Origin of the sequence: Flagellimonas onchidii (assembly GCF_004804315.1) — a bacterium.
Lineage (GTDB): Bacteria > Bacteroidota > Bacteroidia > Flavobacteriales > Flavobacteriaceae > Flagellimonas > Flagellimonas onchidii.
In genome coordinates, this window is sequence record NZ_SRXX01000006.1 from 127,108 (window position 1) to 150,056 (window position 22,949).

The 22,949-nt window shown below is 39.5% G+C and carries 24 protein-coding genes; 15 read left to right on the forward strand and 9 right to left on the reverse strand.

All coding sequences use genetic code 11. The features are described 5' to 3' along the window. From E4661_RS19275 to E4661_RS19620, 7 genes are all read left to right on the forward strand, one after another. On the forward strand, positions 1 to 491 hold a 491-nt coding region (locus E4661_RS19275; RefSeq protein WP_205728938.1), incomplete at its 5' end, for a hypothetical protein. Positions 492 to 494: 3 nt separating this feature from the next. Then, entirely contained in the window at positions 495 to 1,661 is a 1,167-nt protein-coding gene (locus E4661_RS08300) for a gliding motility-associated C-terminal domain-containing protein (protein WP_136466366.1), read from the forward strand. 163 nt (positions 1,662 to 1,824) lie between these two features. Continuing rightward, positions 1,825 to 3,081, forward strand: coding sequence for a hypothetical protein (locus tag E4661_RS08305; RefSeq protein WP_136466367.1), 1,257 nt, complete (start codon positions 1,825 to 1,827; stop codon positions 3,079 to 3,081). Between the two features lie 2 nt (positions 3,082 to 3,083). Then, entirely contained in the window at positions 3,084 to 4,253 is a 1,170-nt protein-coding gene (locus E4661_RS08310; RefSeq protein ID WP_136466368.1) for a gliding motility-associated C-terminal domain-containing protein, read from the forward strand. Between the two features lie 48 nt (positions 4,254 to 4,301). Further along, positions 4,302 to 5,036, forward strand: coding sequence for a M15 family metallopeptidase (locus E4661_RS08315; protein WP_136466369.1), 735 nt, complete (start codon positions 4,302 to 4,304; stop codon positions 5,034 to 5,036). A 40-nt stretch (positions 5,037 to 5,076) separates the two neighbouring features. Beyond that, positions 5,077 to 5,841, forward strand: a complete 765-nt coding sequence (locus tag E4661_RS08320; protein ID WP_136466370.1) for a M48 family metalloprotease — start codon at positions 5,077 to 5,079, stop codon at positions 5,839 to 5,841. A 116-nt stretch (positions 5,842 to 5,957) separates the two neighbouring features. After that, positions 5,958 to 6,125, forward strand: coding sequence for a DUF6747 family protein (locus E4661_RS19620; protein ID WP_168796349.1), 168 nt, complete (start codon positions 5,958 to 5,960; stop codon positions 6,123 to 6,125). A 93-nt stretch (positions 6,126 to 6,218) separates the two neighbouring features. Here the strand turns inward: E4661_RS19620 and E4661_RS08325 are convergent, their stop codons facing one another. Further along, positions 6,219 to 6,611 carry an ankyrin repeat domain-containing protein gene (locus tag E4661_RS08325; protein ID WP_136466371.1) on the reverse strand — a complete coding sequence of 131 codons (393 nt, stop codon included), beginning with the start codon at positions 6,609 to 6,611 and terminating at the stop codon, positions 6,219 to 6,221. Positions 6,612 to 6,819: 208 nt separating this feature from the next. Here E4661_RS08325 and gpmI point away from each other — a divergent pair, with 208 nt between their 5' ends. From gpmI to E4661_RS08345, 4 genes are all read left to right on the forward strand, one after another. Beyond that, positions 6,820 to 8,340 (forward strand): 2,3-bisphosphoglycerate-independent phosphoglycerate mutase, encoded by a 1,521-nt coding sequence (gene gpmI / locus E4661_RS08330; protein WP_136466372.1) that lies wholly within the window; start codon positions 6,820 to 6,822, stop codon positions 8,338 to 8,340. Between the two features lie 60 nt (positions 8,341 to 8,400). Further along, the gene (map, locus tag E4661_RS08335) at positions 8,401 to 9,219 is read left to right on the forward strand and encodes a type I methionyl aminopeptidase (RefSeq protein ID WP_136466373.1); all 819 of its coding nucleotides are present in this window, start codon (positions 8,401 to 8,403) and stop codon (positions 9,217 to 9,219) included. Between the two features lie 74 nt (positions 9,220 to 9,293). After that, positions 9,294 to 9,671: a GxxExxY protein gene (locus tag E4661_RS08340; protein WP_136466374.1), complete on the forward strand. Its 378-nt coding sequence runs from the start codon at positions 9,294 to 9,296 to the stop codon at positions 9,669 to 9,671. Positions 9,672 to 9,686: 15 nt separating this feature from the next. Further along, positions 9,687 to 10,451, forward strand: a complete 765-nt coding sequence (locus tag E4661_RS08345) for a class I SAM-dependent methyltransferase (protein WP_136466375.1) — start codon at positions 9,687 to 9,689, stop codon at positions 10,449 to 10,451. Here E4661_RS08345 and E4661_RS08350 read toward each other — a convergent pair. The 8 genes from E4661_RS08350 to E4661_RS08385 all read right to left on the reverse strand — a co-directional run bounded on the left by E4661_RS08350 (position 10,429) and on the right by E4661_RS08385 (position 18,002). After that, a complete protein-coding gene (locus E4661_RS08350; RefSeq protein ID WP_136466376.1) occupies positions 10,429 to 11,457 on the reverse strand; it encodes an FAD:protein FMN transferase in 1,029 nt (342 codons plus the stop codon). The two genes, E4661_RS08345 and E4661_RS08350, sit on opposite strands and share 23 nt — an antisense overlap. Before the next feature lie 2 nt (positions 11,458 to 11,459). Then, positions 11,460 to 11,825, reverse strand: a complete 366-nt coding sequence (locus E4661_RS08355) for a Na(+)-translocating NADH-quinone reductase subunit F (protein ID WP_136466377.1) — start codon at positions 11,823 to 11,825, stop codon at positions 11,460 to 11,462. Between the two features lie 79 nt (positions 11,826 to 11,904). Further along, positions 11,905 to 13,212, reverse strand: coding sequence for an NADH:ubiquinone reductase (Na(+)-transporting) subunit F (nqrF, locus tag E4661_RS08360; protein ID WP_136466378.1), 1,308 nt, complete (start codon positions 13,210 to 13,212; stop codon positions 11,905 to 11,907). 2 nt (positions 13,213 to 13,214) lie between these two features. After that, on the reverse strand, positions 13,215 to 13,955 hold the full coding sequence (nqrE, locus tag E4661_RS08365; RefSeq protein ID WP_136466379.1) for an NADH:ubiquinone reductase (Na(+)-transporting) subunit E: 741 nt from the start codon (positions 13,953 to 13,955) through the stop codon (positions 13,215 to 13,217). A 12-nt stretch (positions 13,956 to 13,967) separates the two neighbouring features. Continuing rightward, positions 13,968 to 14,615 (reverse strand): NADH:ubiquinone reductase (Na(+)-transporting) subunit D, encoded by a 648-nt coding sequence (locus E4661_RS08370; protein ID WP_136466380.1) that lies wholly within the window; start codon positions 14,613 to 14,615, stop codon positions 13,968 to 13,970. Position 14,616: 1 nt separating this feature from the next. Then, complete coding sequence (locus E4661_RS08375) at positions 14,617 to 15,366, reverse strand: Na(+)-translocating NADH-quinone reductase subunit C (protein WP_136466381.1); 750 nt, start codon at positions 15,364 to 15,366, stop codon at positions 14,617 to 14,619. Positions 15,367 to 15,368: 2 nt separating this feature from the next. Further along, complete coding sequence (locus E4661_RS08380) at positions 15,369 to 16,646, reverse strand: NADH:ubiquinone reductase (Na(+)-transporting) subunit B (protein ID WP_136466382.1); 1,278 nt, start codon at positions 16,644 to 16,646, stop codon at positions 15,369 to 15,371. 3 nt (positions 16,647 to 16,649) lie between these two features. Further along, entirely contained in the window at positions 16,650 to 18,002 is a 1,353-nt protein-coding gene (locus E4661_RS08385) for a Na(+)-translocating NADH-quinone reductase subunit A (RefSeq protein WP_136466383.1), read from the reverse strand. A 186-nt stretch (positions 18,003 to 18,188) separates the two neighbouring features. Here E4661_RS08385 and E4661_RS08390 point away from each other — a divergent pair, with 186 nt between their 5' ends. The 4 genes from E4661_RS08390 (at position 18,189) to pruA (ending at position 22,795) form a co-directional block, all read left to right on the forward strand. Next, positions 18,189 to 19,433: a type IX secretion system plug protein gene (locus E4661_RS08390; RefSeq protein ID WP_136466384.1), complete on the forward strand. Its 1,245-nt coding sequence runs from the start codon at positions 18,189 to 18,191 to the stop codon at positions 19,431 to 19,433. Between the two features lie 32 nt (positions 19,434 to 19,465). Then, complete coding sequence (locus tag E4661_RS08395) at positions 19,466 to 20,659, forward strand: DUF3667 domain-containing protein (RefSeq protein WP_136466385.1); 1,194 nt, start codon at positions 19,466 to 19,468, stop codon at positions 20,657 to 20,659. A 3-nt stretch (positions 20,660 to 20,662) separates the two neighbouring features. Beyond that, positions 20,663 to 21,049 (forward strand): Co2+/Mg2+ efflux protein ApaG, encoded by a 387-nt coding sequence (apaG, locus tag E4661_RS08400; protein ID WP_136466386.1) that lies wholly within the window; start codon positions 20,663 to 20,665, stop codon positions 21,047 to 21,049. 117 nt (positions 21,050 to 21,166) lie between these two features. After that, positions 21,167 to 22,795 (forward strand): L-glutamate gamma-semialdehyde dehydrogenase, encoded by a 1,629-nt coding sequence (gene pruA / locus E4661_RS08405; RefSeq protein WP_136466387.1) that lies wholly within the window; start codon positions 21,167 to 21,169, stop codon positions 22,793 to 22,795. The last annotated feature ends 154 nt before the right edge of the window (positions 22,796 to 22,949 follow it).

Below are 22,949 nucleotides of genomic sequence, written 5' to 3' on the forward strand. Positions count from 1 at the left end.
GAATAGATACGGACGAATTGGCCGACAACGCAGTGACAAACGACAAGATAGCCGACGATGCCGTCAACACCGACGAGATCGTGGACAACGCCGTAACAACGGACAAAATCCTCGATGCGAACGTGACACCTGCCAAAATTGAACAAGGATTATCTAATCAAATACTAAGGACCAATGCCGCAGGTACAGCTGCCGAATGGGCTAATCCAGTAAGTCTATACCATGCAATTGGAAAAGCCAATGGTTCTTCTCTGACAAATTCTGAGGGAGTCGCTACAATAACACCACTAGGAACTGGCAATTATCAGGTGAATTTTTCATCCAATGCCTCCTCTGCTAATTATGTAATTCAACTAACATTATTAAATGCTGGCGTCAATACAACCATTGAAGTAGTAACTCAAGCAAATAATAATTTTACAGTTCAAATAAGTGATTCAACAGGGTTGGCTGTTGATGTGGAATGGTTCTTTACCGTAACAGATTTCTAAGACTTGAAAAACATCTTTTACATAGTAATATTGCTTATAGGGTTTCCCATGAACGCCCAAACTGCCCTATATAACAGCGGTAATATCCGAATTCATACGGACGGAAATATTGGATTTCATACTAACTTGATCAATAATTCGGCCTTTGACCAAAACCAAGGTTTAACAGGGTTTTATGGCAATAACATCATAGAGATTTCGGGAAGTATTCCACCTATATTCAATGATGCCGAGTTCATGGTCCAAAGCACCGTTTCTTTACAGACTTCGGTCAATGTAATCAACAATACCAACTTTATAGATGGTAACGTTCTCACGCCCCAGAATATCCGTGCAATCAATCTTAATTTTGTGGATATTGGCTTTTTTACGGGAGAAAATGATTTATCTAAAGTAACCGGCTTTGCGGCGATGACAGGCAGAAACCTTTTCTCTTTTCCCGTTGGTGACGTAAACCAATTGCGGCCTTTATTGTTGAACTCGGAGTCTGTAAATCCCATAGCCTTATGCGCTTATTTTTTTGAAGACCCTTCTAGCCCATCCTCCATCCTAGAAAATTTTAATGTTGAACAGAGGGCCAGAGATATTGGTACCGTAAGCGATAAAGAATTCTGGATCATTCAAAGTGAAGTGCCAGGCAAGGTTACAATTAGTTGGAACCCTCGGAGCGATTTGGCCTCCATTCCCAATGCATCTATCGACTCAATAATAATCGTAGGCTGGAGCAAGTCAGCTAATCAATGGGTAATAATTGGCAATACCGCTGTAAGTGGTGATATTGCGCAAGGGTTCGCTACCTCAGAAACCATTGTTCCCAGCGATTATGCTGCCATTACCTTCGGTACAATACCATTACCCAAAGATACTTTTGCCGTGAACAATCCAACCCTAGGAAATTATTTTCTTAGTCCTAATGGAGATGGCACCAACGATGTTTTGATTATCGATGGTTTATCAGAATCTCCCAATAACAGCTTACGTATTTTTAACCGATTTGGGCAAAAGGTGTTTGAAAAAATCAATTATGTAGATGAGTTCAGGGGAGAATCAAATACGGGAAATCTTATCTTAAACCAAGATATCGGCCTACCTGAAGGCGTATATTATTATTTGATTACTCTGGATGACTTGGAACTTGAATATCAAGGCTTTTTGTTTCTAGACAGATAGATTTGAAAGAATTTAGCTTCCAATTTTTGCTCTAATTCACTATAAATCGATAATTTAGGCTTCAATTGCCATTGTTTGCAACACATCTAAGCTGCTTCACAACAATAAATGGCACTTCATCGACCTCCCTTGTAATTTTAACAAGCCATTAATTTAGGTCGTTATGAAGTTTACTAAACACTTTTTTGCCTTTTTTGCCCTATTTGGGCCAATTTTGATGTTTTCCCAAGTCAAGGTTGGCGCTAATCCTAACACAATCGATTCCGCATCCATCATGGAATTGGAAAGTTCCAATAAAGCTTTGGTACTCACTAGGCTTAATACCTCCGAAATGAACAATATCAATCCATTGAATGGAGCGGTAATCTATAATATGGATACCGCTTGTGTTCATTATTTTGATGGTGCCCAATGGATCAATTTGTGTGATGCAACCAATGTCAGTGGATTTTCATTTACAGATAACGGAGATGGAACAATAACCCTGACAGATGGAGAGGGAGATGAAATCACGTTCACAGGAGCACCGGAAACAGTGACTACGTTAACAGATAACCTAGATGGTACTTATACCTACACTAACGAATCTGGGGTACAGACCATAATTGATGCAAACGACTCGGATAACCAAACGCTTGGCACCAATGGAACTGCGGGGCATATCAGTATTTCCAATGGAAATTCAATTCTTTTAAACATTAACGATGCCGATGCTGATGATCAAAATGAAATACAAGACCTGGAATTCAACGCAGGAGTCATTACCCTGACCAACGACCCAAGCAATACCACCATCGATTTAAGCAATTATGACAGCAATGCGCTTGATGACTTTTCTGGCAGTTTTAACGACTTATCAGATTTACCAGTCAATCTAGATACTGATTTTACAGATGATTTTGATGGAGACTGGACATCACTAACCAACATCCCTCCAGATATCGCCGATGGTGATGACAATACTGTAACCAATTTGTCCCAAGACAACGGCACAGGAACAATTACTTATACCAACGAAGCCACAGTGGACCAAACGGCCAATGTGATTGGAGCGGAAGCCAACAACAGCATTTCAGCAGGTGCCAACGGAGGTGCATATTATGAAAGCCCTATAAAGGCTTTTGGTAAAATAGCTAGTGACGGAAGCATTACACGTGCAACAGTAGGAATAACAGTGACAAAACTTGCAGGCAATGGTCATTATCGCGTGGGCCTACCCGTTGGTTTAGTAGCAGATACGGATTATATCATACAATTAGCTCAGCCCAGTAGACAGGGAGCTGGAGCTGATGACCCAGGTATTGCCTACTTAAACCAAACTAGTACCGATTTCGAAGTAATTATTGGTGATAATGATAATGGTGGTACAGATAGGGCAAGGTTTGATTCAGAGTTTATGTTTACCATTTTGGATTTATAATTATGAAAGAACTAAAATCCATTAAGGTCCATCTTTGGGTGTGCTTCATATCACTACAAATTTTAAGTGCCCAAGAAGCTTTTCACAATTTTGGAGAGCTTCAATTTCATAATGATGCTCTAGTGGGTTTTCATTTAGACCTCATCAATGATGGTACTTTTGAAAACAACCAAGGGTTGACAGGGTTCTATTCCACTGACCCATTGCGTATTTCAGGACTTCAAAGCCCCGTTTTCAACGATCTTGAGGTTGTTGCAGATAACAACTTACTGTTAAACATTGGTGTGGGTATAACCAGCAATGTCAACTTTGTTGTGGGAGATATTCAGACCATTAGAAATGTACCCAACAATACACTAAACTTTATCAATTCCGCATTTTATGTTGGAAGCAACGATGATACCCACGTAAACGGGTATGTCAGTGCGACCAACAAGGAGCTGATTAGTTTTCCAGTGGGTGATGGCAACCGATTAAGGCCTTTAACAATTGCTTCGAGTGCTATAAATGCAACGGCAAAATGTGCTTACTTTTACGAAGACCCTAATTCGCCTACTTCCATATTGCAACAATTCAACACTTCAGAAAAGGAAACGGATGAACTACAGATCAGCGAAACAGAGTTTTGGCGATTGGAGGCAGATCAACCCTCTGTAATTACCATCAGTTGGAATTCGGAAAGTAGTGCAACACTACTAGCTGAAGTTGCCACTAATTTACTGGTGGTCGGATGGAGCAAGACCCAAAACCAATGGGTAAGCCTCGGAAATTCCTCTATAACAGGCAATTTGGAATCTGGAAGCATCACGTCTGAAACCTTTATACCAAACGATTATGAAATTGTTACCCTCGGAGGCACAAACGACATTTTGGAACCCTTCACCGTGCTCAATCTAGATAATTACTTTATGACTCCCAACGATGATGGAGTCAATGAATTTTTGTTGATTGATGGTATAGAAAACTTTCCAAACAATGTTTTAAACATTTACGACAGATATGGTGTATTGGTATATTCTAAACTCAATTATGCCAATGGATTCAATGGAGAATCCAATAGCAACGGAAACATTGAACGAAACAAAAAGCTTGCTTCCGGGGTCTATTTTTATGTTCTGACAATATCTGACATCAAAGAAAAACATCAAGGATACCTGTATATTTCCAATTAATAGACATACACAAAAAATACTTCTTAACTTGCCCTACAAATCCACTATATGAAAAGAAGGAATTTCATAAAAAAAGCATCGATAACCGGATTAGCGTGCACCCTTCCACCTGTTTTTCCTTTATATTCCGATGATGAGTATTCAGTGGATGAATTAATGGGAAAAGCCGACATTGAGCTCTTTGGTAAAGGAATCAATCTGCGAAAAGAAGCATTTGAAGCTTTTCAAAAAATGAAGAAAGCTGCTTATGCTGATGGGTTTGACATAAAAATGGTATCCAGTTATCGAGATTTCTACAGACAGGAAGCCATTTGGGAACGAAAATATCTCAGGTTTACCGAAGATGATGGAATGGAGCCTCTTGAAGCCATAGATAAAATAATAGAGTATTCTACCATTCCCGGTACAAGCCGGCATCATTGGGGTACAGATATCGATATTATTGATGGTTATCCAAAGGTCTCTGGCGATGTATTGGTTCCTGAAAAGTTTGAAACTGGCGGACCTTTTGCTGATTTCAAGTTATGGTTGGATGAAAATTCGGAAAAATTCGGGTATTATTTGGTTTATACGGATGAACCCAAACGTAGAGGTTTCAAATACGAGCCTTGGCACTATAGCTACGCACCTATTTCCATTCCTATGTTGACCGCTTATAGAAAATTGAATATTCTAAGACTACTTCAATATGAAGAGTTTTTAGGCTGTGAACACTTTACATCAGGTTTTTTGAGAACCTACATACAAGACAATATTTTGGATATCAACCAAGCCCTTTTATAGGGCTTTTTTTGTATCTTGAATTCTCAAGAACACTAACACCATGAGAAGAGGAAGTTGGAAAATCCGTATCCTAATCGGATTGGCTATTGTGGCCTTTGCCTTTATTCAACGATGTAATAACAAAGAAGAAAACCCCTATACCGGAAGGGTGCAGAATATTAACATGTCCGCCGAGCAAGAAATTGCCATAGGACTGCAAAGTGCTCCGGAAATGGCGCAACAGCACGGTGGATTGTACCCAGATGAAAGAATGCAGGCATTGGTTGATGCCGTTGGTCAAAAATTGGTACAGAACAGTATCGCCAGAGAAACACCATACAAGTATGATTTTCATTTGCTAGCAGATAATAGAACCATAAATGCCTTTGCACTTCCAGGAGGTCAGTGTTTCATTACTTATGCCCTTTTTTCCCAATTGACCGAAGCCCAGCTTGCCGGAGTATTGGGCCATGAAATTGGACATGTAATCGGTAGGCATTCTGCGGAAAGAATTGCCGAGAGCAGCTTTTGGCAAACGTTGACCATGGGAGCCTCCGTTGGAGCCGATATGGGCAATGTTGTCGGCAATATAGGTCAAAATACTTTATTAAAAAATGGAAGAGGCGACGAGTTGGAAAGTGATGATCTAGGGGTTTTATTTATGATTCAAGCAGGTTATGACCCTTATGAAATGATTGAGGTCATGAAAATTTTGAAAGCAGCCGCTGGCCCTAACAGGGTGCCAGAGTTTCAGAGTACCCACCCAGATCCAGAAAATCGCATTGAAAAGATAAGGGAAGCTATAAAAAAATATTCAGGTCGATAGAATCAGCGCTTTATCGAATAAAAATAGCCTTTATTTAGTTTTGACTAACTTTGTGTAACCCAAATCAAACAGACCATATTCTTTAGCCCATTTTTGCTATCTAACGAGAACAGCATATGGGAACACTATTACATTTTAAGCAGCTTTACGTGAATGCGTTTGATAACTGCAAGCCAAATTATTTGGTCGTATTTTTAAAAGGATACACTATTTTTTGTGGTATTCTATTGCTGATGGCATTATACGCCTTTATATACCGGGCCATTACCGGATTCGATTTTTAAAAGACACTCTTTTACACGAACACTATAATTGTAAAATGAAAAAGCCCATCCTTAAGGATGGGCTTTTTAGTTTGGATGAATAAACTCTTTCGCTTATTTCTTCATAGCTGTTTTTAATACCTCTAAAGCATCCGTGGCATTGGATAGCTCTGCATATTTTTTGGCAGTGTATCCTTTGTCACATCGCTTTTTAACATCTGCCCCGTTTTCAATTAGAAGTCCTAAAATTTCAGCTTTGTTATAACGGGCTGCAAAATGAATAGGGGCCATACCCATGGATTTCTTGTTCACATCTTCACCAAGTTCGATTAACTTTTTTACGGTGTCAACATCCCCTTTTAAAATTGCTTTGCAAAATGTGCTCAGCTCATCAGGGATGGATGTAACGATTAATTCTTCTTTAACAGAGGTTTGTGGTTCAGTGGCAAAAGTGCCTGTAACCACTAGCATAAATGCCGTGGCTACGGTTAGGATTGTTTTTCTCATGATGAATAATTTTTGATTAATGATTTAATATGATATAAAAATAGACTGCCTTCGTCATCAAATGTTACAGCATTAACAGTTAAATAACTAAATTTTAACAACGCGGAGTCCTTTTAAGTCGGCTATTAACAAAACCCAAACAGAAATAGAACCTTTTATTGGTGCATCAAAATAGAACACCCTATTTTTGGTGCCTAATTCCAACAGCATGAACAAGAAAGTAATCCTGATGATTTTGGATGGTTGGGGAAAATCTCCTGACCCCAAAGTATCAGCAATAGAGCAAGCAAACACTCCTTTTATAGACTCATTGTACGCTAAATATCCTAATGCCAACCTTTTGACGGATGGGATGAACGTAGGTCTCCCTGAGGGCCAAATGGGCAACAGCGAAGTCGGACATATGAACCTAGGGGCAGGAAGGATTGTTTATCAAGATCTGGCCAAAATCAATAAAGCGGTCAAAGAAAATACCTTGAAGGATGAGCAGGTATTGGCTAATGCTTTTTCCTACGCCAAGGAGAACAACAAAAATGTACACTTTCTAGGTTTAGTTAGTGATGGTGGTGTACACAGTCATTTGAACCACCTTAAAGCATTGATTTCTGCCTTTCAAGGAGGAAGTGGTTTAGGAAATGGCTATGTACATGCATTTACTGACGGAAGGGACGTAGACCCCAAAAGCGGAAAAGTATTTTTGGAAGATTTGATTGATTTTTGCTCGGATAAAAACACCAAAGTAGCATCTGTAATTGGACGATATTATGCTATGGACCGCGATAAGCGTTGGGAACGGGTTAAAGAGGCCTACGACTTGGTTGTGAATGGTAAGGGAGAAATTACAGGCAATATTGTCGGCAGCATGCAAAAAAGCTATGATGAGGGAATTACAGATGAATTCATCAAACCACTGATTGCGTCCGATGAGAAAGGGCAACCTCTAGCAACAATCCAAAAAGGTGACGTTGTGGTTTTCTTCAACTTTAGAACCGACAGAGGTCGCGAACTAACACAAGTTCTGAGTCAAGAAGATTTTCACGAACAGAATATGCACAAACTGGACTTGCATTATGTAACCATGACCAACTACGATGATTCGTTCAAAGGGATTAAGGTGGTATATGATAAAGAAAACATTAAAGATACCTTGGGTGAGGTACTGTCCAGAAATGACAAAAAACAAATTCGAATAGCTGAGACCGAAAAATATCCGCACGTCACCTTTTTCTTTAACGGAGGAAGAGAAGAACCTTTTGAAGGTGAAAAGCGTATTCTATGCCCTTCTCCAAAGGTTGCAACCTATGATTTACAGCCCGAAATGAGCGCTTACGATATCAGAGATGCCATTGTTCCTGAATTGGAAACTGGAGAAGCCGATTTTGTATGCTTGAATTTCGCCAATCCGGACATGGTTGGGCATACCGGTGATATGAATGCAGCCATAAAAGCTTGTGAAACTGTGGATGAATGTGCCAAGGATGTAATCACAGCTGGATTGAAAAATGGCTATTCAACCATTGTTATTGCCGATCACGGAAACTGTGATACGATGATCAATCCCGATGGAAGCCCCAATACGGCACATACGACCAATCCTGTGCCATTGATTTTGGTTGATGAAGAAATCAAGGAAATCAATGATGGAGTTTTAGGCGACATCGCACCGACAGTCTTAAAGCTCTTGGGCATTGAACAACCCGATTTAATGACACAAAAATCACTGGTATAGGCATTTATCAATCTACTTGGAATAATTTCAGTTAATTGATTTCAGCTTATCTTTGCTGCCATGATAAAAATTAAGACCGCGGAACAAATTGAATTAATGCGTGAAAGCGCTTTGGTCGTTTCCAGAACTTTGGGGATGCTCGCCTCGGAAATCAAACCAGGTGCCAACCCATTGCACTTGGATAAACTAGCGGAAGATTTTATTCGGGAACAAGGCGCAGAACCTGGTTTTTTGGGCATGTATGATTTTCCAAATACGTTAAACTGGAGTCCAAACGCCCAAGTCGTCCACGGTATTCCAAACAACGAACCTCTCAAAGACGGAGACGTTATCTCCGTGGATTGCGGTGCCTTGAAAAACGGATATTACGGAGATCATGCTTATACCTTCGAGGTTGGTGAAGTCGCCGAAGAGACGAAAAAACTTCTTCGTATCACCAAAGAATCCCTATATGTTGGCATAAAAGCTTTCAAGGAAGGTAATAGGGTTGGTGATGTAGGGTATGCCATCCAAAATTATTGCGAAAATCATGGTTATGGTGTTGTTCGTGAGTTAGTCGGACATGGATTGGGCACCGAACTGCATGAAGACCCTCAAATGCCTAATTATGGCAAGCGTGGCCGTGGGAAAAAGTTCGTCAATGGAATGGTGGTGGCCATCGAACCCATGATCAACATGGGTACTCGAAGAATAAAACAACTAAAAGACGGTTGGACTATTTTGACCGCAGACGGAAAGCCAAGTGCCCACTTTGAGCATGACGTTGCTTTGGTTGATGGAAAACCAGAACTTTTATCCACCTTCCAATATATCTATGATGCTTTAGGGATTAAAAGCAATGAGGAAGAGGAATTTCGCAATCAAAAATTAGCACTTTAAGCGATTTTTTGACACGAATTCCACAAATTACTTTAAGAAATCAACCTCTTTATAATCACTAAAACAGACATTATATGGTCAAAGAGGTATTTCATAAACATGAATCCTATTTTATTGTTGGACTTTGCATGGACATCCATAAAGAGCTTGGAAAAGGTTTTAGCGAAGCTGTTTATTCCGATGCATTGGAATTTGAGCTAAAACTAAATGGTGTGCCTTACAATAGGGAGATGAAATTTGATATTGTTTACAAAGGAAAAAAACTGAAACATTATTATTTTGCAGACTTTGTAATAGACAACAAAATAATTTTGGAACTAAAGGCCATTGAAAAGCTCACAAACAGCCATATAAAGCAAACTTTGAATTATTTGGCCGCTTCAAAACTAAGATTGGGACTACTTATAAATTTTGGTGAAGACAGTCTGACCTACAGAAGAGTAATTCTGTGAAAATTCGTGTAATTCGTGTCAAAACTTTTTAAGTATATTTTAAATCTGATTCCCAGACCGTTGCTTATTAAACTAAGTTATTGGGTTAGGCCTTTTATTGCCCTGTTTTTAAAGGGAAACAAGTATGTTGACCCAATTGACGGTAAAAGTTTTCGAAAGTTTCTTCCTTACGGTTATGAAAATCCGAGAGAAAATGTGCTGTCTCCCTCTACCCTTTCTTTAGAAAGACATCGACTATTGTGGCTTTTTTTGAAAAACGAAACAGATTTTTTCACCAAAAAACTCAACTTACTTCATTTTGCCCCGGAGCAGGCATTTTATAAAAGGTTCAAAAAATTAAAGAACATTAATTATACCACTACCGATTTAAATTCTCCTTTGGCAGATGTAAAAGCAGATATCTGCAATCTCCCTTTTGACAATGACTCCTTTGATGTAATTCTTTGCAACCATGTCTTGGAACACATACCCGATGATACTAAGGCCATGCAAGAACTGTTTCGTGTCTTAAAACCAAGTGGTTGGGGCGTTTTTCAAATACCACAAGATTTAAAACGAGACAAAACCTTCGAAGACGATTCTATAACCGATAAAAAAGAACGCGCTAAAATTTTTGGTCAATACGACCATGTTCGGATTTATGGGAGGGATTATTTTGACAAATTAAGGAGTATCGGTTTTCAGGTTGAAGAAGTGGATTATACCTCAAAACTTTCTGCAAAGGATATTGAAACCTATCGATTGGCCAAAGGAGAAATCATTCCTCTGGTTTTGAAATAATATCTTTTTGAACCAAAACTCCGAATCCCTGTGTCATAAACTCTTGGGTGTTTCCTTCGTCATCCAAATAAATGATGTACCCTTCCAATAAAGGTTGTTTTTCCAATAACTCCATGGATGCTGACAAATCCATAGCCATAAATGCGGTGGCATAGGCATCAGCTTCAGCACAGGTATTGGCTACCACACTTGTCGCTAAAACATTGGCGTTTTTGGTGTAGCCAGTTTTGGGGTTTATGGTGTGTACGTATTTTTTCCCTGTTTCAGGGTCAACTCTAAATTTTCTGTAGTTCCCTGATGAGGCCATAGCTTTATCCTCTAAGTACACAATTCTCTTTAATTGTCGACCAGTTTCAGCTTGGGGGTCATCTATCCCAACAGACCATTTCTTATTGGAAATCAGGTTTTTGCCCTTAGTCAGTACCTCACCTCCCACTTCAACTAAATAACTTTCAATTCCTTTGGTATTCAACATTGCTCCTAAACGGTCAATAGCGTAACCTTTGGCAACGGCGTTAAAATCGAAGCGAGTTTCCGAATAGTTCTTGGAAATTGTACCGTTCGCATTCAGTTTTACTTTGTTCCACCCAACATATTCTAATAAACTATCAATTTTTTGGCTATCCAATTCCATTCGATTTTCAGGCCCAAAACCCCAAGCGTTGGCCAACACACCAACAGTGGGGTCAAAATAACCGCTAGATGCCTCATAAACCTTTGACGAAGTCTCAAAAACCTCTTTGAACATGTGATCTACAACAACAGAGGAATCGCCTAAATTTATCTTTGAAATATCTGAGGTTGGAAGATATGTGGAAAGCGATTGGTTCAACACCTGAAACACGGAATCAATCTCCTTTTGAAAATCCAGCTTTTGGTTAGTAATATAAATAATCGAATATGTTGTGCCCAAAGCGTTGCCAACGTTTTGATTTTTTATCAATGGTTCATTCGTGACACATTCCAAAAAAAGTACCCCAATAAATACAAAAACTAGTTTTCTCATTTTTAAATTTCAATCAAACCTCGGTAATCCACAAGATATTCTTCGTTCAGATACACAGGTAACTCCCTGTTTGAGGCATTGGAAAGTCCTACACCTGCGAAATAGGTCCTTGCTTCGAATTTTTCGGCATGTTCCTTTACTTTCTGCATAACCTCCACATCATACTTCCTTGGGTCATTGGGAAACTCTACATTTCTGACCACAATAAAATGAAGCACTTTCTCTTTCAGGCAAACATATTGTGGATTCTTTTTGAGCTTACTATTAATGGCCATAAACTCATAACCATCGGCTTCCAATTGTCTGCCCACGATATTCATGGCGAGATTGTGCAGTTCTTGTTCCGTTAACGCTTTTCTTTCTTTCATAAAAAAACCGACACTTTCGCATCGGTTTGGTTTTTATACTTTGACCTCTCGACTGCGCTCGAGGTGACTTAATGAAAATTTATCCACCGAAATCATCGAAACGGATGTTTTCATCCGGAATTCCGAAGTCCTCACCCATTTTTTGAACAGCTTTGTTCATCAATGGAGGTCCACAGAAATACAATTCAATATCTTCTGGAGCATCGTGATGGTTCAAGTAATTGTCAATTACACAATTATGGATGAATCCGACAAAACCATCTCCTTCTGCATCAATATTTTCTTTTACTTTCCAATTATCTTCTTCCAGTGGTTCCGATAAGGCCAAAAAGAACCTAAAGTTTGGAAATTCTTTTTCCAAGGCATAAAAGTGCTCCAAATAGAACAATTCCCTTTTGGAACGGCCACCATACCAATAGGTAACCTTTCTACCCGTTTTTAAGGTCTTGAACAGGTGATATAAATGCGAACGCATTGGGGCCATTCCAGCACCACCACCAACATATAGCATTTCCGCCTCTGACTCATTAATAAAGAATTCACCGTAAGGGCCCGAAATAATCACTTTATCTCCTGGTTTACGTGAAAAGATGTAAGACGAAGCAACACCAGGGTTAACATCCATCCATCCGTTCTTTGAACGATCCCATGGCGGGGTGGCAATACGTACGTTCAACATAATCTCACGACCTTCTGCTGGGTATGAAGCCATGGAATAGGCACGTTCGACTGTTTCTCCATTTTTCATGACTAATGGCCACAATCCAAATTTGTCCCACTCTGCCTGAAACTTATCCGGGGTTTCGTGTTCCTCAGGGTGAGCGGTAATATCAATGTCCTCGTATTTTATTTCGCAAGTAGGAATCTCAATCTGTATATACCCACCTGCTTTGTAGTTCATATCCTCAGGGATTTCAACCACAAATTCCTTAATAAAGGAGGCCACATTATAGTTACGGACAACGGTGGCTTCCCACTTTTTGATACCAAACACTTCTTCAGGAATGGTAATCTCCATATCCTGTTTTACTTTTACCTGGCAGGCCAATCGCGCCCCGTGCTGGAGTTCTTTACGTGAAAAATGCGGAGTTTCTGTAGGCAGTGCCTCTCCACCACCAGACAATACGTGGCATTCGCACTGGATACATGTACCGCCTCCACCACAAGCTGAGGGCAAAAACACCTTTTGGTTCCCCAGTGTAGAAAGTAAAGTACCTCCTGATGGCACTTCAATTTCCTTTTCACCGTTAATGGTCAAGGTCACCGGACCCGATGGAGACAATTTTTCTTTAGTGAACAGTAACAAGGCTACCAACAATAACAATAAAACCAAAAATGCTACAACGGTAATTAGAATAGTACCTCCTGTACTTGTGGCTAAAATCATGCTTATTCGTTTATGATTTCGTTATAAGAGACCGCTTTTTCATCGTCTTTGATCTCTTTTTCAACTTCTTTTTCTTCAATGGTCTTGGCAGTTGTTGTATCCGCACCTTCCGGCGGCTCATTATCGCCAGTCAACATTCCACCAAAACTTTGGAATCCAATGCCCATCAATCCTGTAATGATGAAGGTAATTCCCAATCCACGTAAAGGGGCAGGAACATTGGAGTATCTTATTTTTTCACGGATAGCCGCAATGGCCAATATGGCCAAGAACCAACCTATTCCTGAGCTCACACCATAGTTGAACGCCAATCCCAGAGAAGGGATTTCCCTAGCCTGCATAAACAGCGAACCACCCAAAATAGCACAGTTCACCGCAATCAATGGTAAGAAAATACCCAAAGAGTTATACAGGGATGGTGAAAACTTCTCTACCACAATCTCTACCAACTGTACCATGGTTGCAATGGTTGCAATGAACAGGATAAAGGACAAGAAACTCAAATTATAATCAGCATATTCAGGTCCCAGCCAAACCAAGGCACCATCGCGAAGTAAATATTGATCCAACAACCAGTTCAAAGGAACCGTTACCGCCAATACGAAAATTACCGCTGCACCCAATCCAACTGCAGTGGATACTTTTTTAGATACGGCCAAATAGGAACACATTCCCAAAAAGACCGCAAATACCATATTATCTATGAAGATGGATTTAAAAAACAATTCTACATGCTCTAACATACCCTATCCTTTTTATGCTTCTTCTATTAATGCTTTGTTTCTTGAACGCTGTACCCAGATGATGATTCCGACCACAATCAATGCTGCCGGTGGAATAATCATAAATCCGTTGTTTTCATATCCTGTGGCGTACAATCCAGTTTTTGCAATCGGGTCACCTAAAACAGGAATACCAAAAAGGGTACCTGAACCTAATAGCTCACGGAAGAAACCGACAATTATTAGAATCACTCCGTAACCTAAAGCGTTTCCGATTCCATCCAAAAAGGATTTCCACGGTCCATTACCCAAGGCGAAAGCCTCAAATCGACCCATAATGATACAGTTGGTGATAATCAATCCAACAAACACAGCCAGCGTTTTGCTCAATTCATATGCAAAGGCCTTTAATACTTGGTCAACCACAATAACCAAAGTGGCAACCACTATCAATTGCACGATAATTCGAATTTTGGATGGTATTATGTTCCGCATCAATGAAATAACCATATTACCTACTCCAAGCACGAACAAAACCGAAAGTGACATTACTACGGAGGCCTTTAGTTCTGCTGTAATCGCCAATGCGGAACAGATTCCCAATACCTGAATGGTAATAGGGTTGTTATCCGCTAATGGATCCAATATTAGATTTGCATCTTTTTTTGATAGAAGCCCCATATTATTTGGTTCTAATTGTTTCTAAATAAGGTTTATATAGTTTTAATGTCTCTTTGATCATGGCTGAAACCCCGTTTCCTGTAATGGTAGCCCCGGCCAAGGCATCAACTTCGTTATCATCCTTGTCATTGTTCAAAGGGTCATTATTTCCTTTGACCACAGCGATTCCCGAGATACGGTTTCCGTCCAAAACGGATTCTCCGGTAAAATCATCCATAAAATAGCGCAGCTTGATATTCGCACCCAATCCTGGAGTTTCTCCTTTATGGTCAAAAACAACACCTTGTACCACCATGTTCTCATCCAACGAAATGTAGCCCCAAATGGCATCCCAAAGGCCTTTTCCATACATCGGAATGATGTAAAACTTCTTACCGTCTTTCTCTCCAATGAACAGTGGCAGCTCAGCTTCATCACCATTTTTGATGATATTGAGTTGCTTTTTCATGTCAATTAGGTAAGATTCGTCCTTTTCTTTAGCTTCCGAACCAACTACTACCAATTGTTCTTTGATGTATTTGGAAAACTCATCTTCAACAATATCCGTTGGGATGAAGCTAACACTTCCTGCGTCTTCATTTTGGCTAACGCCCATTGCATAGAGGATGTTCTGTTGCTTTTCAAAACGTTCGTTTTCATCGATACGTGGTCTCAGTCCTGATGCCAAAAAGGCAAGCAAAGAACCCACAATGACCACCATAACGGCTGCAAAAATTACAGTATAGCTGTTTTTCTCTGTATTGATCGCCATAATTAAACTGTTTCCGTTTTTAATGCTTCCACTTCTCCTGATGTTTTTGGATAAATAGTAGCGTTCTTCAATCGCTTCAATCTTCTTTTTACGTTACCTCTTATCACATAGTGATCAATAGTAGGAGCAAATACATTCATTAACAGAATGGCCAAGAATACACCTTCTGGATATCCAGGATTGAACACTCTGATCATCACAGAAAGGAAACCGATCAAGAATCCATAAATCCATTTTCCTCTGTTGGTCTGGGAACCTGTTACGGGGTCGGTAGCCATATACACAATACCAAAGGCCAATCCGCCCACTAACAAATGTTGCCAGAACTCAAAGCTCATCAAGGTGTAGAACTTACTATATTCAGGAATCCAACCAGCAGAAACCACTCCATTAAAAATTAATCCCATGGCCAAAGAGCCAATCACGGCGCTCAACATAATTCTCCAAGAGGCTATTTTCGAAAATATCAGGAACAATCCTCCTAAAAGAATCAATAAAGTAGAAGTTTCACCAACAGACCCTGGAATAAAGCCAAAGAACATATCTGCCAAATCATATTTCTGGGCCAGTGTTTCGGTATTCCCTTGTGCCAAATAACCAAGAACTGTCTCACCGGAAATTGCATCTGTTGAACCCGCCTTGGTGACTCCATCAACAGCACCTTGGACCCATACTTTGTCACCGCTCATCCAAGTTGGGTAAGCAAAGAACAAGAAAGCTCTAATAGTCAATGCGGGGTTTAAGATATTCATCCCGGTACCACCAAAAACCTCTTTTCCGATAACCACCCCAAAAACAATGGCGATGGTCAACATCCAAAGCGGAAGGTCTACAGGAACAATAAGTGGCACCAACATACCGGTCACCAAATAACCTTCTTCAATCTCATGACCTTTTATAACACAGAAAACAAACTCGATTGCCAATCCAACTACGTATGAGACAATCACTAAGGGCAATATTTTAGAGAATCCTAGAATAAAATTATCCCAGGTCCAAAAACCAGAACTGAAAAAGCCGTTGGCAACAGCTTCAATTTCCCCAGTAGCCAAATAATGCTGATATCCTGTATTGAACATTCCAAAAATAAGACATGGGATAAGCGCCATGACTACAGTGTTCATGGTTCTTTTCAAGTCATCGGCCCCTTTAACATGGGTTCCTTTTTTGGTTATCTCGTTGGGTGTGAACAAAAAAGTATGGAATCCACTAAAAACGGGAAACCATTTTTTATCATGATTCTTTACCCTGAACTGATGTAATTTTTCTTTCAATCCCATTTTTTATCCAATTTCTTGATGTAATAAATCCAATCCTTCTCTAATTATCTGCTGATGCGGCTGTTTTGAGATGCAAATGAATTCTGTAAGTGCGAAATCTTCAGGTGCCACTTCATAGAGCCCCAATTGTTCCATTTCGTCCAAATCCTTTACCATACAGGCCTTCAGTAATTGCATTGGATAAATATCCAACGGAAAAACTTCTTCATACTGCCCGGTCACCACAAAAGCTCTATGTTCACCATTGGTATTAGTGTTCAGGTCATATTTCTTTTTAGGCTGCAACCATGAAAAAGTAAGCGCTCTTGTTGTAGAAATTTTATTAAAGACAGGTTTGTTCCATCCGAAGAACTCATAGTCATCTCCTTCCGGAATAGCAGTCACCGTATTATTATAAAATCCTAAATATCCTTCAGGATGCGTTTTGGAACCGGTAAGGACATCACCATTAATCAACCTAAATTTATCTTCGTTTACTCCACTTGCATACAGAAAAGTAGAAATCTCTGCGCCTATTTTAGTGGTATAGTATTTTGGTGCCTTAACAATAGATCCGGCCAATGCCACAGTACGCTCGGGATTGAATTTCCCGGTCAATAGTAACTCACCAATTATTACTAGGTCTTGCGGTGCTATGGTCCAAACCGCCTCTCCTTTATTGACAGGATCAATTTTATTGATTTGAGTACCCACTAATCCAGCAGGATGCGGTCCTGAAACTTTGTGAGGGGTAATCCCTTTCAAACTTGCAAGGGGTGAATTATTCGATTTTCCTACGGAAACATGAATTTGGCCTGGAGTCAACCTACCCAAGGTATCTATCGCCGCCTGAAGCTCCGTCTCTTTACCATTCAATACATAATCTGCTTCTGCGGCCAAAGGAGCTGTTGTATATCCTGATATAAAAATTGCCTTTGGAGTGTCATCAGGATTCGCAATAATATCGTATGGTCTTTGTTTGATAAATGGCCAAACACCAGATTTCAACAACAATTCTTTTATTTCGCCCGCATCTGCACTTTGCGAATCAACTGTTTTGTGCTCTACAAACTCTTGTGACTTATCAGCTAAAATCTTGAGTGTCAATATTCTTCTACGAGCTCCACGGACAATTTCCACCAATTCACCGCTCACAGGAGAAACGAAAAGCATTTCCTCCTTATTCTTGTTATAAAACAAAGGCTCTCCAGCTTTTACCTCAGCACCTTGTTTTACAAGCATTTTTGGTGTTATTCCATGAAAATCATCTAGGTTGAGGGCATATACGTTGCTTAAAACGGCTTTGGAAGTAGTCTGTTCTGCTGCCCCGACAAGGTTGATATTCAACCCTTTTTTAATCCGGATGTCTTTAGACATATTATTGTAGACCTTATGGTTAAATAAATTCGGTGCAAATTTACAGCTTATCATGCAAAATACCTTCCTGAATTCATCAGCCTCTATTTATTTATATTAATTCTAAATAGATGTTAAGCCCAATACAAATTGTAAACCCCTCAAGGCACACTTTTTGTTTACCTTTACGGAAAAATCACGCCTTTAATGCGCTCAATGATCAAACAAATTGTATTCTTATTTTGTATTTCGGGGGCTATTGCCCAGGTTCAGGAAGAAGTCAATCCACCAGAAAATATAAAGACAATAGTTTTTAGAGGACCTACAGAAGATCAGTTTCCGGTAATTCAATTGGGAGAGTCCATGACCTTGGAGTTTGATGATCTTACCGCAAGTGAACAAGACTATTACTACAAAATAATACATTGCGACTATGACTGGACCCCTTCGCAACTTCTAAAATCACAGTACATTATTGGGGCGGATAATCAACGTATTATTGATTACGAAAACAGCTATAATACATTACAACCCTATTCTAACTATAGGCTGACCATTCCCAATGAAAATGTTCGGTTAAAAGTAAGTGGCAATTATCTTATCGAAATATACAATAGCTATAGTGAGCTTCAATTTTCAAGAAGATTCGTGGTTTACAAAGACTTGGTATCGGTAAGAGGCCAGGTCAAACGTTCTAGGGATTTCAATTTTTTGAACGAAAAGCAAGTCGTGCAGTTCAACATCAATACTGCAGGATTTCCTGTTGTAAACCCTAAAAAGGAGATAAAGGTCGCCATTTTACAAAATCATTATTGGCCCACCGCGCTCTACAATATAAAACCTCAGTTTACCATAGGTACTGAATTAGTCTATAAGTACGATAAAGAGACCAGTTTTTACGGTGGCAATGAATTCTTGAACTTTGACACCAAAGACCTTCGCTCACCTACCTTTGCTATCTCAAAAGTTGAATTTAAAGATCTTTACAATCATTATTTGTTCACCAATGATTTCAGATATGATTCCCCTTACACCTATTTTCCGGACATCAATGGAGATTTTGTGGTCAGAACACTTCAAGGTGATGATGTCTCTAGGGAAGCTGAATATACCAACGTACATTTTAGCTTACCCTATACCAATGAAATAGGTTTGGACCAAGTTTATGTGGTAGGGAAATTCAATAATTATGACCTTGGTGAAGAAAACCGAATGACCTTTAACGAGGAATCGGGCAAGTTTGAACTCACTTATCCCATGAAGCAAGGTTTTTATAATTATAAATATGTAGTTGTGGGTGAAGGTGCCGAAACGGACATGAACTTGGTCTCCGGAAATTTTCACTTTACAGAGAACAATTACCTCATTTTGGTCTACTATCGAAATTTTGGAGATTTATATGACAGTGTAATCGGCATAGGTTCTGTCAATTCCAGAAATATCAGCAATTAAATTATCTTTAGCGCCAAACCTGAAAGAAGGAAATGGCCAGCAAACCAAGTTTATTCACCAAAGGACGGTATGAGCTAAAATACAGGGGCACAGAATGTCTTAACTGTGGACTCCCTTTGGATGTTAGCGATAAATACTGCCCTAATTGCTCACAGGCCAATAGCACCAAAAAGCTTATACTAAAGGATTTCTTTGATGAGTTTTTTTCAAATCTTTTCAATTACGACTCCAAGCTTTTAAAAACATTATATACCCTTCTTATAAAACCAGGGACAATCACCAAAGATTATATCAAGGGCAAAAGAGTGGCCTATACCAATCCCTTTCGCTTTTTATTGAGTCTAGCCTTTCTCTATTTTTTAATGTTCACTTACGATGGAAATCTTTCCAACTTAGATGATCTTGGACTAGATGACAGGATTGAGAAAACTGGACCTATCTCCTATAATTTTAGTACTGACGAAACTGCTTCGGACAGTATAAAAATGAAAAAACAAACCGAAGAAGCACTGAAATCACTTGATTCCCTTAAAAATCTGGAAAAAATCCCTATCCCAGGATTTCAAAACATTGACACATTACAAAGCATCATAGGGCAAGGCATACAAGAAGAAGCCCAAAAAGATTCGTTTATGCTGGCAAATCCAAGAAAATATTTCGTGGAACTTCAAAACAACAAAGAGGGTAGCCTTATAAACAGAATGGAGTTTTTCTTTACCTTTCTTCAAAAGGACTCCATAAAAACCTTCGAAGATGCGCAAGAAAAATTCGAGGCAAAAGAAACAACAAAAAACAAAATAGCTTTTAGGGGATCTAAGAGTTTATTGAAGGCCATTGCCCAGCCAGGTACTTATCTAAACGACACTATTGGCAAACTACCTCTTGTAATCTTCTTCTTCCTTCCCGTGTTTACAGTTTTCATTTGGGTGGTGTACATCAGAAAAAAATACACCTACACCGATCATCTGATCTTTAGTTTCCACAACCAATCATTATTCTTTATCTTGCTCATCCTTAGCCTAATAATAGATACCATTTTCAATACGGCTAGTGCAGGTATATTTTTTCTGATTTTCAGTTTTTATCTGTACAAAGCAATGAGAAAGTTCTATGGGCAGGGAAGGGTTAAAACGATTTTAAAATATCTCTTTCTGAACACTATGTTCACTTTATTGGCATTATTTGTGGCCATTGTGTTGTTGACAGGAAGTGTCTTTACCTATTAATATATGTTCACTCAAATCACAAAAGGAATAAAAGTATCGGTGCAGACCACTTTTGAAGGTACTTTCTTTAAAAACTATAAAATGCACTATGCCTTTGGTTACACTGTTACCATTGAAAACCAAAGTCAGGATACTGTGCAGCTCACTGCTAGGCATTGGGATATATTTGATGCACTTAAGGAAATGGAGACGATAGATGGCGAAGGTGTTATCGGTAAAAAACCAGTGATCAAACCAGGTAAATCCCATACGTATAGTTCTGGGTGTCTATTGGCTTCACCCATAGGTGCCATGAGAGGGTATTACCAGATGGTGAATTTTACTTCCACAGAAGAATTTGAGGTTGACATCCCTACTTTTAAGTTTGCCGCTCCTTTTGCGATAAATTGATTTTTTCGCCTTTTAATTTTTGATTATTTAATTACAATATCCAATTATTATTAATCTATAAATCCCTTTTTCTTTTAGTACCTTTGACGGAATTTTTAACATCTAAAATCCGTTATAATGGGAAAAGGTTTTTTTCAAATACCAACAGCGTATAACGAGCCTGTAAAAAGCTACGCCCCTGGCACATCTGAACGCGAAGAAGTACTTAAACAATATAATGAGTACTACAATGCCACAATTGATGTTCCACTCTATATTGGTTCTGAAGAAATCAGAACTGGCAATACCAAGCCATTATCTCCACCACATGAGCACAAGCATATTGTTGGAAATTACCATTTGGCTGAAAAAAGCCATGTTGAAAAAGCAATTGCCAACTGCCTTGAGTCTCGGGAAAAATGGGCCAACCTAACGTGGGAACAAAGGGCTGCCATCTTTTTGAAAGCCGCAGAATTGATTGCAGGTCCATACAGAGCAAAAATCAATGCAGCCACCATGATGGCGCAATCAAAAACCATTCACCAAGCTGAAACTGATGCCGCATGTGAGTTTATCGACTTTCTTCGTTTTAACGTGGAGTTCATGTCCCAAATATATGCTGAGCAACCAGAATCAGATGAAGGTATTTGGAATAGGGTCGAGTATAGGCCGCTGGAAGGTTTCGTTTATGCCGTAACCCCGTTCAACTTTACCGCTATAGCGGGTAACTTGCCTACATGTATGGCCATGATGGGCAACGTGGTGGTCTGGAAACCAAGCGACAGCCAGATTTTTTCCGCAAAAGTCATTATCGATGTCCTAAAAGAAGCTGGTCTGCCAGATGGTGTCATCAATGTTGTTTATGGAGATCCTGTTATGATTACAAATACGGTTCTAGCCAGTCCTGATTTCTCTGGACTTCACTTTACAGGATCCACCTTTGTTTTCAAAGAGCTTTGGAAACAAATCGGAAACAATATCCATCACTACAAAACGTACCCAAGAATAGTGGGCGAAACTGGTGGTAAAGATTTCATCCTAGCGCACCCCACAGCTAAACCTGCACAGGTTGCTACCGCTATCACCAGAGGAGCATTCGAGTTCCAAGGTCAAAAATGCAGTGCGGCCTCAAGGGTTTATCTTCCTAAATCCACGGCCGATCAAATTCTAGAATTGGTAAAAGCGGATATAGCATCCTTCAACAAACCTGGTTCTCCAGCAGATATGAGCAACTTTATTACAGCTGTAATCCACGAAGGTTCTTTTGATAAGCTTGCAAAATATATCGATCAGGCCAAAACGGATAAAAATGTAGAAATTATTGCCGGAGGGGGTCATGATAAATCTGTAGGCTATTTCATTGAGCCTACTGTGATTCTTACGAAAGATCCAAAATACACCACAATGTGTACGGAGCTTTTTGGGCCAGTAGTTACAGTTTATGTATATGACGATAAAGATTGGTCGGATACGTTGACCTTGATAGATGGAACTTCTGAATATGCGCTTACTGGAGCTGTTCTTTCTACCGACAGATATGCAATTGATGAAGCTACAAAAGCTTTACAGAACTCCGCTGGAAACTTCTATATCAACGATAAACCAACAGGTGCTGTTGTAGGGCAACAACCTTTTGGTGGCGCCAGAGCATCTGGAACCAATGACAAAGCGGGCTCAGTGCAAAACTTATTAAGGTGGATTTCCCCAAGATTAATCAAGGAAACCTTTGTAAGCCCAGAGGATTACAGATATCCGTTTTTGGGATAACTTATATCATATACACAAAACTTGGAAAAGCCGTTCTTCACTATATAGTAAAGAACGGTTTTTTTATGATTTTATCTTTCGTATTGAACAAACCTTGACCTTAACAATCTTAAAATTGTATAAATTATCATTCAACCATTTGATTGAATAATAA

Excerpts from the sequence above, each read along its gene's own strand:
- E4661_RS08305 (WP_136466367.1), top strand. The coding sequence starts at position 1,825 with ATGAAGTTTACTAAACACTTTTTTGCCTTTTTTGCCCTATTTGGGCCA.
- E4661_RS08310 (WP_136466368.1), top strand. The coding sequence starts at position 3,084 with ATGAAAGAACTAAAATCCATTAAGGTCCATCTTTGGGTGTGCTTCATA.
- E4661_RS08315 (WP_136466369.1), top strand. The coding sequence starts at position 4,302 with ATGAAAAGAAGGAATTTCATAAAAAAAGCATCGATAACCGGATTAGCG.
- E4661_RS08320 (WP_136466370.1), top strand. The coding sequence starts at position 5,077 with ATGAGAAGAGGAAGTTGGAAAATCCGTATCCTAATCGGATTGGCTATT.
- E4661_RS19620 (WP_168796349.1), top strand. The coding sequence starts at position 5,958 with ATGGGAACACTATTACATTTTAAGCAGCTTTACGTGAATGCGTTTGAT.
- E4661_RS08325 (WP_136466371.1), bottom strand. The coding sequence starts at position 6,611 with ATGAGAAAAACAATCCTAACCGTAGCCACGGCATTTATGCTAGTGGTT.
- gpmI (WP_136466372.1), top strand. The coding sequence starts at position 6,820 with ATGAACAAGAAAGTAATCCTGATGATTTTGGATGGTTGGGGAAAATCT.
- map (WP_136466373.1), top strand. The coding sequence starts at position 8,401 with ATGATAAAAATTAAGACCGCGGAACAAATTGAATTAATGCGTGAAAGC.
- E4661_RS08340 (WP_136466374.1), top strand. The coding sequence starts at position 9,294 with ATGGTCAAAGAGGTATTTCATAAACATGAATCCTATTTTATTGTTGGA.
- E4661_RS08350 (WP_136466376.1), bottom strand. The coding sequence starts at position 11,457 with ATGAGAAAACTAGTTTTTGTATTTATTGGGGTACTTTTTTTGGAATGT.
- E4661_RS08355 (WP_136466377.1), bottom strand. The coding sequence starts at position 11,825 with ATGAAAGAAAGAAAAGCGTTAACGGAACAAGAACTGCACAATCTCGCC.
- nqrF (WP_136466378.1), bottom strand. The coding sequence starts at position 13,212 with ATGATTTTAGCCACAAGTACAGGAGGTACTATTCTAATTACCGTTGTA.
- nqrE (WP_136466379.1), bottom strand. The coding sequence starts at position 13,955 with ATGTTAGAGCATGTAGAATTGTTTTTTAAATCCATCTTCATAGATAAT.
- E4661_RS08370 (WP_136466380.1), bottom strand. The coding sequence starts at position 14,615 with ATGGGGCTTCTATCAAAAAAAGATGCAAATCTAATATTGGATCCATTA.
- E4661_RS08375 (WP_136466381.1), bottom strand. The coding sequence starts at position 15,366 with ATGGCGATCAATACAGAGAAAAACAGCTATACTGTAATTTTTGCAGCC.
- E4661_RS08380 (WP_136466382.1), bottom strand. The coding sequence starts at position 16,646 with ATGGGATTGAAAGAAAAATTACATCAGTTCAGGGTAAAGAATCATGAT.
- E4661_RS08385 (WP_136466383.1), bottom strand. The coding sequence starts at position 18,002 with ATGTCTAAAGACATCCGGATTAAAAAAGGGTTGAATATCAACCTTGTC.
- E4661_RS08390 (WP_136466384.1), top strand. The coding sequence starts at position 18,189 with ATGCGCTCAATGATCAAACAAATTGTATTCTTATTTTGTATTTCGGGG.
- E4661_RS08395 (WP_136466385.1), top strand. The coding sequence starts at position 19,466 with ATGGCCAGCAAACCAAGTTTATTCACCAAAGGACGGTATGAGCTAAAA.
- apaG (WP_136466386.1), top strand. The coding sequence starts at position 20,663 with ATGTTCACTCAAATCACAAAAGGAATAAAAGTATCGGTGCAGACCACT.
- pruA (WP_136466387.1), top strand. The coding sequence starts at position 21,167 with ATGGGAAAAGGTTTTTTTCAAATACCAACAGCGTATAACGAGCCTGTA.